We start from the raw sequence: 12,308 nt of genomic DNA on the forward strand, positions 1-12,308 counted from the left end.
CAATACACCTACCTTCTGCGTATGGAAGAAAAGACCTGAGTGCATTACACTCAGAGACACCATAAGTGGCGGTTGGTCGATTACTTTTTATTGAGCGATATACTAGCCACCGAAGTAGTGACTTATGCGCAATAAAAGCCAGACGCGCAAAAAATCAAGGAGTTGAATATGAGCAGTGGTTCAAAGGGTAAGCCTATTTTATTATGGGTTGTCGGTTTTTTCGTGTTGCTATTTTTGGTGTATTTCCTGTTCGCCAATACCATCATCAAATCTATTCTTGAGTCCAAGCTGGGCGAATCCTATGGAGCAGAAGTGAATATCGACGAGTTCGACCACTCTCTTTTTCCAACAACTGTTACGCTGAAAGGTATTGCACTCACCAACCCCACAAAGCCTACTCACAACCAAGTTTTTGTAGGCGAAGCTCATGCAGACGTTGAGCTAAAGCCACTGTTAGATGATCAAGTTATCGTAAACAATCTTGATTTACTGAAAGTGCAGTTCGATACACAGCGCGAGTCTGAAGGTGAAGTGTATCGCGTTCCAGAACGTTCACTGTCATTTGACGAAATTAAAGCAAAAGCCAAAGAAGCCGTGCCTACGGTTGACGAACTTCTCGCCCGCAATCCACTAAAAACCACTGCTGCCATTGAAAATGCGAAGTCTGCCTACGAAACCTATGGAAAAGGTTTGAAAGACGACTATGAATCTTTACCTGATAAGTCGCGCATTGAGTACTACAAAACGCAGGTAGCCCAGCTAAAAGAAACGAACTACAAAGACCCTCAAGCCTTGGTACAGGCAAAGTCTTCTTTTGATAAGTTGAAAGAAGAAATGCAGGCAGACCGCGCGCTTATTAGCAATTTCACGGAAAAAGCGAGCGATGCCAAACAAGCCCTTAGTGAAAGTGTTGAAGCACTTAAGAAAGCGCCACAAGAAGATTACGCGTTGCTAAAAGGGGTAATTGCAGGTGACCAAGCGGCACTTTCTCAAGTCACTTACTTTGTGTTTGGCGACAAAGCGGCGGAATACACTGAGTACCTTATGGCAGCAATGCAAATTGTTATGCCGCTCATTCAAGGTGAAGAAAAAAGTGAAGCACCGACTGAAGTGCCGTCGATTTTGGTGAAAGAAGCCAATGTATCAGTGCTTTGGCAAAATGAATCTATCACCAGCAAATGGAACAACATTACAAACGTTCACGAAGTATTCGGTAACCCCACCACCTTTACTATTGAAGCAGCGGGCGAGTTACTAAAGTCGTTTACTTCCAGCGGTGAATTCTGGATTGACGGCAACGGGGTTGACGCTAGCCAAGTATGGCAGCTAGCCGGTGTGAATATGTCTAACATTTCATTTAGCGGTAATGAAACACTAAATGCGGTGCTTAAATCAGCGCTGATGAAAACCAATGGATCGATGAAAGTCACTGATAACATGCTTACCGGTACGGGCGAAGTTGACCTTCAGCAGCTCGTTATGGAAGCAACTGGCACCAGTGATATCACCAGTGCTATTGCGCAGGCACTGCAAACGTTAACCAGCCTAAACATGACGATGCTGCTAGACGGCACGCTTTCAGACCCTGGCTTTAACATTAAGTCTGATCTTGATAACAAGCTGGCTAAAGCGGCGCTTTCACAGCTTACTGCCAGCCAAAAAGACAAGCTGGATGAATTAAACAACAAACTCAACAGCATGATAAGTAACGAACAATCATTGCTATCAGGCGAGCTTGTTGACGTAAACAGTATGCTTAGCGCAGCCCAAGGCGACAGTGCCGCCCTTCAGGAGCTGCTTCAAGCTCAACTTAACAACGTTGTTGAGCAGCAAAAAAGTAAGCTGTTTGATAAATTGAAGGGAAAATTGGGCCAAGGTGAATAATGTGCCTTTGACTCGACGCTGCTTCGCGGCATAATAAGACACAGCAGAGGCGAAGAGCCTCTGCTTTTTTTCCGCTTAACCACATTGTCAGGTGAATCTGTGTTGCAAGGTAAATGGCTTCCCATTGTATTGATAGTACTGCTTGGTCTATTGCAATACAGGTTATGGTTTGGAAAAAATAGTATTCCCGATTACTTCAACCGAAAACAAGAAGTTCACTCTCAAGCCCTTCAAAATGCCAACCTCGCTCAGCGCAATGCCCTACTTAAAGCTGATATTAGCGATTTAAAAATTGGTCTAGAAGCCATTGAAGAAAGAGCCCGAAATGAACTCGGTCTGATCAAAAAGGGAGAAACCTTCTACCGTATTTTGCCCGCAGATTCTAAGTGAAGAAAATGACATCGCCCCGCGTTGTTGCGGTTATCCCCGCAGCCGGAGTTGGCAGCCGAATGCAGGCTGACCGGCCAAAGCAATACCTCACCTTAAATGGTAAAACCATTCTTGAACACACTATTGACGCGCTGCTACAGCATCCGTTAATCGATGACGTGATCGTAGCGATAAGCCCAGGTGACGCGTATTTTGATCAATATCGGTTACGTGAAAAACCCATTCGCGTTGTAGATGGCGGAAAGGAACGCGCTGATAGTGTATTGAACGGGCTTATGTCACTTGGCGAGAACGATTGGGCACTGGTTCACGATGCCGCGAGGCCTTGTATAGAAGAGAGCGATATTTCCGCGCTGCTCGAATTAATGAGCAGTGATGACGTTTCTGGCGGTATTCTAGCTACCCCTGTTCGTGACACCATGAAGCGGGTCAGACCTTCAACAAATGTTATTTCTCACACTGAAGACCGGGACGGTCTTTGGCACGCTTTAACGCCTCAACTTTTTCCAGCAACATTGCTAAAACGCGCGCTTCAAAATGGTTTATCACAGGGCGCGAATATCACAGACGAAGCCTCTGCCATGGAGCTTGAAGGCTACAAAGTTGCCATGGTAAGCGGAAGTCCGGCAAATATAAAAATAACGCATCCGGCCGATCTTCCTTTGGCAGAATTTTATCTTAAGCAAAAATTAAGCGCGCAAGGCCAGTACGCTCAAAACTACAGAGTTCAAAGCCACAGCGCAAAAAATCAAAAGGCACAATCATAATGCGAATTGGACACGGATTTGATGTACACAAGTTTGGCGGTGAAGGCCCCATCACAATAGGTGGCGTCAGTATCGACTATGAGCAAGGACTGTTAGCTCACTCAGATGGCGATGTATTACTACACGCACTGTGTGATGCAATGCTAGGTGCAGCAGCTCTCGGTGATATTGGCAAGCACTTCCCTGACACAGACGACGCATACGCGGGTGCAGACAGCCGCGTGCTGCTGCGTCACGTTGTCAATGTAGTAAGGGAGAAAGGTTACCGCTTAAGTAATGCAGATATGACCATTGTGGCGCAAGCACCTAAGATGGCGCCGCATATTACTGCTATGCGTGAGATTATTGCCCAAGACTGCAACGTATTGCTTGACGACATCAACGTAAAAGCAACGACCACTGAAAAGCTAGGCTATACAGGCCGTAAAGAAGGCATTGCCTCTCACGCCGTTGTTCTACTGGAAAAATTATGAAGCCTTTACACACTGACCACTGGCAGTACTATTTCGCAAAACCTGTATCCACCGGTATTTTTAAATTCCAAGCCGACGATTTTCAAGTTGTAGAGGATTTGGGTTATACCCCTTGTGGTGAAGGCGAGCACCAGTTTGTATTTATTGAAAAAACCAACACCAATACCGCGTTTGTCGCTGAGCAGCTAGCCCGTTTCGTTAACCTTCCATTACGCCAAATTACCTATGCTGGTCGCAAAGACAAATACGCGGTAACGCAACAGTGGTTTGGTATTCACGCGCCGGGTAAGCCTGACTTCGACTTCAGCAACTTTGAACTGGAAGGCGTTAAAGTGCTTAAGCAAATGCGTCACAATAAAAAGTTGCGAACGGGTCAGCTTAAAGGCAATCACTTTACGATTACCTTGCGCCAGGTACTGCATCCTGAGGCCATTGAAGAGCGTCTTCAAGAAATTGAAAAGCACGGTGTGCCAAACTATTACGGCGAACAACGCTTTGGCGTAATGCGCTTAAATGACATGGGTGAAGTGCAGCGCGGTGGAAACCTGGTAATGGCCGAGCGGATGGTAAACGGTGAAACCATCAGACACCGCAACAAACGTTCCATGGCGCTTTCTGCACTGCGCAGCTGGCTATTTAATGAAATGCTTTCTGCACGCTTAGAAAAAGACATGTTCGACAAGGTCACTCACGGCGACGCGCTGGTGCTTTCAGGTTCTAACAGCTTTTTCATCAACGAAGGTTCCGACGGCTCTGAGCAGCAGCAAGACGCACAACGTCGTTTTAATGCCAAAGACGTATGCCCTTCAGCACCGCTGTGGGGTAAAGGTGAACTTGTTACGCAAGCTGACACACTAGCACTTGAGCAATCTGTTGCAGAGCAAAATAGTGAAGTTATCGATTTTTTAAGCCAGTGCGGGTTCGAACAAGAGCGTCGCGCGATAAAAATTTGGCCTTCACAGCTTGAATGGCAGAGTAAGGGTGATACATTTACTATCTCGTTTGCGCTTCCAAGTGGCTGCTTTGCAACCTCAGTCCTTAGAGAGTGCGTGGAAACCTTGTCCCCAATTAACAGGGTGTAAAGAGTATTGAGAAAGCGTGGCGCGCAACAGACTAAACCTCGCGTGGCTGTGGATAAGAATAAAGGAAAGTACGCAACATCATGAGAGCTTCTAGAAAAGGAGACGCGTTAGCACAACTGCTTTATAACGAGGGAATACGTTCGCAAGCAGTATTGAACGCCATTGCTGGTACGCCGCGGGAAAGCTTTTTACCCGACGCGCTGAAACATAAGGCCTATCAAAATACGGCATTGCCAATAGGTCAAGGCCAAACCATTTCGCAGCCTTATATTGTTGCGAAAATGACAGAGTTGCTGCTAGATAGCCCTAATAAACCCGAGAAAGTGTTAGAAATAGGCACGGGTTCAGGTTATCAGACCGCTATACTCGCGCAGCTTTTTGCCAAAGTATTCAGTGTTGAACGTATTAAATCATTGCAGTTCCAAGCGAAACGTCGAATGAATCAGCTCGACCTTCACAATATTGCAATGAAACACGGCGATGGTTGGAAAGGTTGGGCATCCAAGGGCCCTTACGATGCCATTATTGTCACCGCCGCCGCTGCAAGTCTTCCACAGGATCTGTGCGATCAGCTTAAAGAAGGCGGGCGGTTGATTATTCCCGTAGGTAACGAGCAACAATCGTTACTGTGTATTGATAGGATTGAAGGTGAACTAAAAACATCGACCATTGAATCGGTCCGATTTGTTCCCCTTGTAGCAGGAGAGCTAATGTGAAGCTTTTTGAGCCATGTTATGACATGGCGTTACGCTGGGCGAGACATCGTCACGCAACCAAATATTTGGGCGGGTTAAGCTTCTCAGAGTCGGTTTTCTTCCCTATTCCACCTGATGTTATGCTTGCGCCAATGGCACTGTCCCAGCCTGCTAGAGCATGGCAGTTCGCTTTTATTACGACCATCGCGTCGATTTTGGGCGGTATAGCTGGCTATTGGCTTGGTTACTTTGCTTTCGATGCTTGGCTGGCTCCGCTTATCGAGAGCTGGGGGTATACCCACAAAATAGACACGGCAATGCAGTGGTTTAAAGACTACGGCGTATGGGTAGTTTTTCTTGCTGGTTTCTCACCTATCCCTTATAAAATTTTCACTGTGAGTGCTGGCTTCTTGCAAATGGCCTTCTTGCCATTTGTACTGGCATCAGCTGTTGGTCGAGGCGCACGCTTCTTTTTGGTCGCAGCACTCATGCGCTGGGGGGGCGCAGCCATGGAGCAAAAGCTAAGGCAGTATGTGGAAGTGCTTGGATGGGGAGTAGTCATCCTCGCAATATTCGCTTATTTACTATTGCGATGACATGCGTAGGCCCCACCTTCACATAGGAATTTTGTTATATATTTGTGTACTCATCGGGGGCTGTGCAGGAAGAAGTGCACCCGCTCCCGTGGTTTTATTAAATAGCCAAGTTTCAGATGGAAGCGAAGAATACACAAAAAAAACCTATAAAGTTCAACGGGGAGACACCCTCTATGCGGTGGCATGGTACACGGGAAATGACTATCGCGACTTAGCAAAATACAACCAATTATCAGCTCCTTACACCATTTTCCCTGGTCAAGTTTTAAACGTCACGCCACCTTCGAATGTGGCTACAGCCCCCGTTATACCTAAGTCCAAGACCAATCAGTCAACAGCTCCGACCACATCAAATGTAGACAAAAGTTTGGTTGACCCCCCACAACCACAGGCGTATCGTGAAAGTGAAAAAGTTGTTAAGCCACAAAATGTTACAACTGTCAAGAAGCCGTCACAAAGCGTCAAAAAACAAACACCGACGAGTTTTCCAGACAAAGTACAAGAGTGGGTGTGGCCTGCAGAAGGTAAGGTAGTTGGAACCTTCAGTAAGTCAGAGTCAGGCAACAAAGGTATTGATATCGCTGGTGTTAAAGGCAGTAAAGTCGTAGCGGCAGCAGATGGAAAAGTTGTTTACTCAGGTAGCGCACTAAGAGGTTATGGTAATCTGGTTATCATTAAGCATACAGATACCTTTCTAAGTGCCTATGCCTACAACGACACTATTTTAGTCAAAGAACGAGAATGGGTGTCGGCAGGGCAGCAAATTGCAACCATGGGTGACAGCGGAACAAATTCGGTAAAACTTCACTTTGAAGTTAGGTATAGAGGGAAATCATTAGACCCTATGAAATACCTGCCAGCATTAAAATAATAAAAATAAATAACAATAAAAAAAGACAAAGGAGAAACGTCATAAGGTAAACCTTGTAGCAGGAGATTCATGATGGGTAAGTCAACGAAAGCCTTAGAATCAACACCTCAAGATGATGTAGAAGTCATCGATATGCCAGCTGATATGAAAGCTGACGAAACCTTAACGAACGACGCTGACCTAGAAAATGACGACGCTATTTTCAGTCAGGATGACCAACCTAAAAACCTGGATGCCACACAGCTTTATCTAGGCGAGATTGGTTTTTCACCACTGCTAACCGCAGAAGAAGAAGTTTATTTTGCGCGCCGCTCACTGAAAGGCTGCGAAGCCTCTCGTAAACGTATGATTGTAAGCAACCTTCGCCTTGTTGTTAAGATTGCTCGCCGTTATAACAACCGTGGGTTGGCTCTTCTAGATTTAATCGAAGAAGGCAATTTAGGACTAATTCGTGCCGTAGAGAAGTTTGATCCTGAACGTGGATTCCGCTTTTCAACATACGCCACATGGTGGATACGCCAAACCATCGAACGCGCTATCATGAACCAAACGCGCACTATTCGTTTGCCTATTCATGTAGTGAAAGAACTAAACGTTTATTTACGTGCTTCTCGTGAACTTTCACAAAAGCTTGATCATGAGCCAACTGCAGAAGAAATTGCACTAGCGCTTGATAAGCCTGTGGAAGATGTCACTAAGATGTTGCGTTTAAACGAGCGCATTACCTCTGTCGATACACCTATTGGTGGAGAAAATGATAAAGCACTCCTCGACATTATTGCTGACGAGAAAGAGTTTAGCCCTGAAGAGAGCTTACAAGACTCAGATATCAAAAGTAACATTGTAACCTGGCTTGAAGAACTAAACCCTAAGCAACGCGAAGTACTTGCTCGTCGTTTCGGTCTTATGGGATATGAACCTTCAACACTTGAGGATGTGGGTGCCGAAATTGGCTTAACACGTGAACGTGTTCGTCAAATTCAAGTAGAAGCACTTCGCCGTCTTCGCGATATGTTGGGTCATCAGGGTCTTTCGTTAGAGAACCTGTTCGACCAAATGAAGTAGCATCTGCGCGCAACGCAAAAATAAAAATGCCAGTGTTGTGAAGCTCTCAATTTTTGAGTTTCACAACACTGGCATTTTTTTATTTTAAATTGGACCTAGTTCCAATCTCTCCGTTAGTTTCGAACGAGAGTAACGAATGTGTAAGGGTGAGGATTTTTCTCATCGGCGTCATGTTCATCACGTGATACTTCCGTCCAACTTGCTGCCGCCTCATAGTCTGGGAACTGTGTATCTCCGTCAACAGTCAAATCAATATGTGTGAGATACAAAGTGTCAGCGCTATCTAAGAACGTTTGGTAAATAGTACCGCCACCGATAATCATTATTTCATCGTTGTCGCTGTTCTCTGCGCTTAGCGCTTTGGCTACCTCAATCGCTGACTCTGGTGAATCTACTACCGTCGCGTCAGATAAGCTGTAGTCAGCATTACTCGTTATAACAATGTTTGGCCTGCCAGGTAATGCCCTTCCGATTGACTCATAGGTTTTGCGGCCCATTATGACGGCTTTGCCTAAGGTGATCGCTTTAAAGTGTTTTAAATCAGCCGGTAAGTGCCACGGCATATCATTATCTGCGCCTATAATTCTGTTTTTCGCCATAGCAGCAATCATCGCTATCTTCATTTCATTACCTATAAAGCCGTTTTTATTGTTGAACCGCGGCAGTATATCAATATCAGCGACCAAATGTGTATTGGCTCAAAGGGTATAGCTTTAACACCCAAAAAATAGAAACAGTTATCATTTGCATTAATATTTTAACTGTTCTAGTGTGTATACAGGAGGTCGCGACAATGCAAATAAACTATCTATGCCCTAAACACGCAGATTGGGTTTACAACAACCCAGAACAGGCCCTACACGTAATGGCGCGCGATGAAATGCAAGGCACAATGCTTATGCAAAGCGGGCAGTTCAGTGAAGCAATTCCATACCTTGGCTGTGCGTTTGATATCGCCGTTATTCTGCTTGAGGTAGACGGCGGTGAGAACAGCGCAATGACAGCTAAGATTATGGGCTTAACAAGCTTGCTTGAAGAGACATACTTTCACCTGAAACTGCCTCACCACCGAAATGCCATTGTCGACAGAGCTCATACTGTCATCAGCGCCTCGAACAACATCGTGAACAGCAATGTACCACTGCGCTTCGCCGTGTAGTTGCACCGATACTTATGCGCCTAACTACTTCACCTTACTTTTACTAACGCTTTAGGAGAATTCATGAAAGTTAACCTTAAACGCTCAGCTCTAATGCTATACGCCGCTGTATTTAGTTCAGGCGCATTCGCTCATGCAGGACACGATCATGAACACTGGACTAGCGGTGTTATGCATGCTCTGTTTTACGCGTCTCTTGTAGGCTGTGCAGCTGCGTGTGGCTTTGCGGCTTACAAATACTTCAACGCTAAAAAGCGCTCAGCAAAGTAAGGGGGTACAAATTATGATTCATCAATTACTCTCAAAACTTCATGCCGTTAGCCCCTTCCCTGCGGTTAGCGCACATTGCGACATTCCTTGCAAAATTTACGATCCGTTTTCGGCGCAGTTGGCTGCGTTGAGTGTTATTCGTTTCGTAGACCTACTTAACGAACTGGCCGAAAAAGAGACACTTACGTTCGCAGACCAAGCGCAAATGAGCCGCCTAGTAGCAGAAAAGGAAACCCATGCAGAGAAAGTAAAGCAAGAAGTCAGGGTAATATGGGGCGATTACTTTAAAGCCCCTCAGTTTGAGAAGTTTCCAGATACTAACGAGCTGGTGCATAAAATCATGCTGGCCGGTTCCGGGTGTAAGCAACACGTCAGCAGAGAAAAAGCTGAAGAGCTGCTTTCGTTAGTGAATGAATTTGCCGAGCGTTTTTGGGCAACCAAGGATGTCGCAACCAAAAAAGCAACGTGCCCCTATCCACCTTCTGAAGAAGTGGTTTATCCCGACCTCTAAATGTTTAAAATTATGCGGGTTACGGGGAGCAGCATGTTGCCTTCTCTAAACGACGGTGACTTTGTCTGTGCAATGAGATGGCCTTTTAGGTGGCTGCGTAGTGGGCAAATCGTAGTTGTAAAAAGCAGCACTTACGGCGTAATTATCAAAAGGGTAGACCATGTTAACATCGACGGAACGTTTACCTTAACGGGCGATAACAAGGCCCACTCTGTAAGCCAAGAGGCCATGGGTAAGTTTACTCGCGCTCAATTGCTGGGAAAGGTTATCTATCATACCAGTGAGTAAGCCAGCACGATGAGGGTGCATTAGCCTAACCGCGTTACTTACAAAAAAGCTCGCACGTTGTCTTTGCAACGATGCGAGCTTTTTTTGTTCTAATTTGCTTTAGAGCACTGGTTATCAGTAATTGTTTCGAAATTGACTGTCACTCAGCGATTGTCTCTCAACGACTGTTTCTCAGCGATTGTTTCTCAACGACGATACTCAACTTCCACGTCGTAATCGTCTTCGTCCCAGTCGTCGTCATCTAGGTCATCTTCAAACTCATCATGAGCTTCAAGTGTATTCTTGTGGTAAGTGTCCCACTTGAATTCCACTTCTTTCTTCTCTTCTTCCTCTTCCAGTTCAGCTGGAAGGGTTTCAATGAAGTCCATAATGTCGTTACACAAAGGATCTAGGTTCATCTTTTGGAACGCAGAGATTTGATAAACTGGGCCTTCCCAACCTAGTGCATCGATCACGTGCTGACAGCGTTCTTCAGCTTCTTCTTCAAGCAGTAAATCGACTTTATTAAATACTAACCAACGAGGCTTTTCTGCCAATTTAGGGCTGTATTTTTCAAGCTCTTCAATGATCGCTTTTGCGTGCTCGGCAGGATCCGTTTCATCAACAGGGAAAATATCTACCACGTGGAGCAAGATACGGCAGCGCTCTAAGTGTTTTAAGAAGCGTATACCTAGGCCAGCACCATCGGCAGCACCTTCAATCAAACCAGGAATATCCGCAACAACGAAGCTTCGCTGTGAATCTTGACGAACCACCCCTAAGTTAGGCACAAGGGTTGTAAACGGATAATCAGCCACTTTAGGCTTAGCTGCTGATACAGAGCGGATAAAGGTTGATTTACCTGCGTTAGGCATACCAAGTAAGCCAACATCGGCTAGAAGCATAAGCTCTAGCTTAAGGTTGCGAATTTCACCTGGTGTACCATTGGTCTTTTGACGTGGGGCACGGTTCGTACTGCTTTTAAAGCGGGCATTACCTAAACCGTGAAAACCACCTTGTGCCACTTTAAGCTTTTGACCATGACGAGTCAGGTCACCTAATACTTCGCCAGTATCACTATCAGTAGCACGCGTGCCAACAGGCACCATTACGGTGAGGTCTTTACCTTTCTTACCGATACAGTTGCCGCCTTGACCATTTTGGCCACGCTCAGCACGGTGAAAGCGCTCAAAGCGATAATCGATCAATGTATTTAGGTTTTCATCGGCCTGTAAAAATACACTGCCGCCGTCACCACCGTCGCCACCGTCTGGGCCACCTTTAGGTACGTATTTTTCCCTTCTAAAGCCAATTGTACCGTTGCCGCCGTCACCGGCTTCAACGCGAATTTCAGCTTCATCTACAAATTTCATTTATCACTCCGGGCTGTAATGCCGTGGGTTATTAACTTATTTAATGCGAATACTAAGTTTACACCAAATTGCGCATCGGCGCTTTTGAGTCTACTCAGCATTCTAAAAAATTGAGAAGTAAAACCTTGCTCAGCGCTAATTCATTTTCAGAATATAATCGCTATTAATTAAGAACAGAAAAAGAAAGAAAGGTTTCACAAAACAAAAAACCCCGCAAGCGCGGGGTTTTTCTAAGCCTGTTCGGCGAGAAGCTTACGCGCTTACTCAGCTACGATGCTTACAAATTTACGGTTCTTCGGTCCTTTAACGTCGAACTGAACTTTACCGTCTTTTAGTGCAAACAAAGTGTGGTCTTTACCGATACCCATGTTGTCACCAGCGTGGAAACGAGTACCACGTTGACGAACAATGATGTTACCAGCAAGAACAGATTCACCACCAAAGCGCTTAACACCTAGGCGTTTACTTTCTGAATCACGACCGTTTTTGGTACTACCACCAGCTTTTTTGTGTGCCATGTGTTCGTGCTCCTATTATGCGTTGATACCAGTGATTTTCACTTCTGTGAACCACTGACGGTGACCCGCTTGCTTACGAGAGTGCTTACGACGACGGAACTTAACGATTTTTACTTTATCGCCACGACCGTGTGTAACAACCTCAGCAGTCACCTTACCACCAGCAACGATTGGTGTGCCGATTTTTACGTCGTCACCGTTGCTTACCATTAAAACTTTGTCAAATTCAACCGTTTCGCCTGGGGCTACTTCGATTTTTTCAAGACGAACGGTTTGGCCTTCGGCCACACGGTGTTGTTTACCGCCACTTTGGAAAACCGCGTACATAGTTAACTCCGCTCTGCGTCCACTGACGCTTCAATTCAAAAAACAGGGCGCGAATTGTAC

17 protein-coding genes are annotated in these 12,308 nt (G+C 45.6%); 13 read left to right on the plus strand and 4 right to left on the minus strand.

Annotation, left to right across the window (positions count from 1 at the left end; all coding sequences use genetic code 11):
* The first annotated feature begins 168 nt into the window (after positions 1–168).
* The 9 genes from BIZ39_RS05265 to rpoS all read left to right on the plus strand — a co-directional run bounded on the left by BIZ39_RS05265 (position 169) and on the right by rpoS (position 7,823).
* Positions 169–1,884, plus strand: a complete 1,716-nt coding sequence (locus BIZ39_RS05265) for a TIGR03545 family protein (protein ID WP_039224435.1) — start codon at positions 169–171, stop codon at positions 1,882–1,884.
* A 99-nt stretch (positions 1,885–1,983) separates the two neighbouring features.
* Entirely contained in the window at positions 1,984–2,274 is a 291-nt protein-coding gene (gene ftsB / locus BIZ39_RS05270) for a cell division protein FtsB (RefSeq protein ID WP_014948164.1), read from the plus strand.
* 5 nt (positions 2,275–2,279) lie between these two features.
* Positions 2,280–3,041, plus strand: coding sequence for a 2-C-methyl-D-erythritol 4-phosphate cytidylyltransferase (gene ispD / locus BIZ39_RS05275; protein ID WP_187446526.1), 762 nt, complete (start codon positions 2,280–2,282; stop codon positions 3,039–3,041).
* Positions 3,041–3,514 carry a 2-C-methyl-D-erythritol 2,4-cyclodiphosphate synthase gene (gene ispF, locus BIZ39_RS05280; RefSeq protein WP_222936472.1) on the plus strand — a complete coding sequence of 158 codons (474 nt, stop codon included), beginning with the start codon at positions 3,041–3,043 and terminating at the stop codon, positions 3,512–3,514. The genes ispD and ispF overlap by 1 nt, the downstream gene beginning before the upstream one ends.
* Positions 3,511–4,596, plus strand: coding sequence for a tRNA pseudouridine(13) synthase TruD (gene truD, locus BIZ39_RS05285; RefSeq protein ID WP_014975597.1), 1,086 nt, complete (start codon positions 3,511–3,513; stop codon positions 4,594–4,596). The genes ispF and truD overlap by 4 nt, the downstream gene beginning before the upstream one ends.
* A gap of 80 nt (positions 4,597–4,676) precedes the next feature.
* Positions 4,677–5,312: a protein-L-isoaspartate(D-aspartate) O-methyltransferase gene (locus BIZ39_RS05290; RefSeq protein ID WP_014948160.1), complete on the plus strand. Its 636-nt coding sequence runs from the start codon at positions 4,677–4,679 to the stop codon at positions 5,310–5,312.
* The gene (locus BIZ39_RS05295; protein WP_014948159.1) at positions 5,309–5,887 is read left to right on the plus strand and encodes a YqaA family protein; all 579 of its coding nucleotides are present in this window, start codon (positions 5,309–5,311) and stop codon (positions 5,885–5,887) included. The genes BIZ39_RS05290 and BIZ39_RS05295 overlap by 4 nt, the downstream gene beginning before the upstream one ends.
* A 31-nt stretch (positions 5,888–5,918) precedes the next feature.
* Positions 5,919–6,758 carry a peptidoglycan DD-metalloendopeptidase family protein gene (locus tag BIZ39_RS05300; RefSeq protein ID WP_410369558.1) on the plus strand — a complete coding sequence of 280 codons (840 nt, stop codon included), beginning with the start codon at positions 5,919–5,921 and terminating at the stop codon, positions 6,756–6,758.
* A 72-nt stretch (positions 6,759–6,830) separates the two neighbouring features.
* A complete protein-coding gene (gene rpoS / locus BIZ39_RS05305) occupies positions 6,831–7,823 on the plus strand; it encodes an RNA polymerase sigma factor RpoS (RefSeq protein ID WP_014948157.1) in 993 nt (330 codons plus the stop codon).
* A 113-nt stretch (positions 7,824–7,936) separates the two neighbouring features.
* Here the strand turns inward: rpoS and folA are convergent, their stop codons facing one another.
* Entirely contained in the window at positions 7,937–8,434 is a 498-nt protein-coding gene (gene folA / locus BIZ39_RS05310) for a type 3 dihydrofolate reductase (protein WP_039231980.1), read from the minus strand.
* Between the two features lie 182 nt (positions 8,435–8,616).
* Here folA and BIZ39_RS05315 point away from each other — a divergent pair, with 182 nt between their 5' ends.
* The 4 genes from BIZ39_RS05315 to BIZ39_RS05330 all read left to right on the plus strand — a co-directional run bounded on the left by BIZ39_RS05315 (position 8,617) and on the right by BIZ39_RS05330 (position 10,051).
* On the plus strand, positions 8,617–8,982 hold the full coding sequence (locus BIZ39_RS05315; RefSeq protein WP_039224426.1) for a hypothetical protein: 366 nt from the start codon (positions 8,617–8,619) through the stop codon (positions 8,980–8,982).
* A gap of 63 nt (positions 8,983–9,045) precedes the next feature.
* Positions 9,046–9,252 carry a hypothetical protein gene (locus BIZ39_RS05320; protein WP_014978232.1) on the plus strand — a complete coding sequence of 69 codons (207 nt, stop codon included), beginning with the start codon at positions 9,046–9,048 and terminating at the stop codon, positions 9,250–9,252.
* 13 nt (positions 9,253–9,265) lie between these two features.
* On the plus strand, positions 9,266–9,763 hold the full coding sequence (gene sodN / locus BIZ39_RS05325) for a superoxide dismutase, Ni (RefSeq protein WP_014948153.1): 498 nt from the start codon (positions 9,266–9,268) through the stop codon (positions 9,761–9,763).
* Positions 9,764–9,775: 12 nt separating this feature from the next.
* Entirely contained in the window at positions 9,776–10,051 is a 276-nt protein-coding gene (locus tag BIZ39_RS05330; protein WP_262385718.1) for a S24/S26 family peptidase, read from the plus strand.
* A gap of 185 nt (positions 10,052–10,236) precedes the next feature.
* On the opposite strand, the gene cgtA is transcribed toward BIZ39_RS05330, so the two are convergent.
* The 3 genes from cgtA to rplU all read right to left on the minus strand — a co-directional run bounded on the left by cgtA (position 10,237) and on the right by rplU (position 12,248).
* Positions 10,237–11,403, minus strand: a complete 1,167-nt coding sequence (cgtA, locus tag BIZ39_RS05335) for an Obg family GTPase CgtA (protein WP_014948151.1) — start codon at positions 11,401–11,403, stop codon at positions 10,237–10,239.
* Positions 11,404–11,663: 260 nt separating this feature from the next.
* Positions 11,664–11,921 (minus strand): 50S ribosomal protein L27, encoded by a 258-nt coding sequence (rpmA, locus tag BIZ39_RS05340; protein WP_012517170.1) that lies wholly within the window; start codon positions 11,919–11,921, stop codon positions 11,664–11,666.
* A 15-nt stretch (positions 11,922–11,936) separates the two neighbouring features.
* The gene (rplU, locus tag BIZ39_RS05345) at positions 11,937–12,248 is read right to left on the minus strand and encodes a 50S ribosomal protein L21 (protein ID WP_012517169.1); all 312 of its coding nucleotides are present in this window, start codon (positions 12,246–12,248) and stop codon (positions 11,937–11,939) included.
* Positions 12,249–12,308 lie beyond the last annotated feature (60 nt).

Origin of the sequence: Alteromonas sp. BZK5 (genome assembly GCF_014349115.1) — a bacterium.
In the GTDB taxonomy this organism is placed as follows: domain Bacteria; phylum Pseudomonadota; class Gammaproteobacteria; order Enterobacterales; family Alteromonadaceae; genus Alteromonas; species Alteromonas macleodii.

Excerpts from the sequence above, each read along its gene's own strand:
- BIZ39_RS05265 (WP_039224435.1), top strand. The coding sequence starts at position 169 with ATGAGCAGTGGTTCAAAGGGTAAGCCTATTTTATTATGGGTTGTCGGT.
- ispD (WP_187446526.1), top strand. The coding sequence starts at position 2,280 with ATGACATCGCCCCGCGTTGTTGCGGTTATCCCCGCAGCCGGAGTTGGC.
- ispF (WP_222936472.1), top strand. The coding sequence starts at position 3,041 with ATGCGAATTGGACACGGATTTGATGTACACAAGTTTGGCGGTGAAGGC.
- truD (WP_014975597.1), top strand. The coding sequence starts at position 3,511 with ATGAAGCCTTTACACACTGACCACTGGCAGTACTATTTCGCAAAACCT.
- BIZ39_RS05290 (WP_014948160.1), top strand. The coding sequence starts at position 4,677 with ATGAGAGCTTCTAGAAAAGGAGACGCGTTAGCACAACTGCTTTATAAC.
- rpoS (WP_014948157.1), top strand. The coding sequence starts at position 6,831 with ATGGGTAAGTCAACGAAAGCCTTAGAATCAACACCTCAAGATGATGTA.
- folA (WP_039231980.1), bottom strand. The coding sequence starts at position 8,434 with ATGATTGCTGCTATGGCGAAAAACAGAATTATAGGCGCAGATAATGAT.
- BIZ39_RS05315 (WP_039224426.1), top strand. The coding sequence starts at position 8,617 with ATGCAAATAAACTATCTATGCCCTAAACACGCAGATTGGGTTTACAAC.
- BIZ39_RS05320 (WP_014978232.1), top strand. The coding sequence starts at position 9,046 with ATGAAAGTTAACCTTAAACGCTCAGCTCTAATGCTATACGCCGCTGTA.
- sodN (WP_014948153.1), top strand. The coding sequence starts at position 9,266 with ATGATTCATCAATTACTCTCAAAACTTCATGCCGTTAGCCCCTTCCCT.
- BIZ39_RS05330 (WP_262385718.1), top strand. The coding sequence starts at position 9,776 with ATGCGGGTTACGGGGAGCAGCATGTTGCCTTCTCTAAACGACGGTGAC.
- cgtA (WP_014948151.1), bottom strand. The coding sequence starts at position 11,403 with ATGAAATTTGTAGATGAAGCTGAAATTCGCGTTGAAGCCGGTGACGGC.
- rpmA (WP_012517170.1), bottom strand. The coding sequence starts at position 11,921 with ATGGCACACAAAAAAGCTGGTGGTAGTACCAAAAACGGTCGTGATTCA.
- rplU (WP_012517169.1), bottom strand. The coding sequence starts at position 12,248 with ATGTACGCGGTTTTCCAAAGTGGCGGTAAACAACACCGTGTGGCCGAA.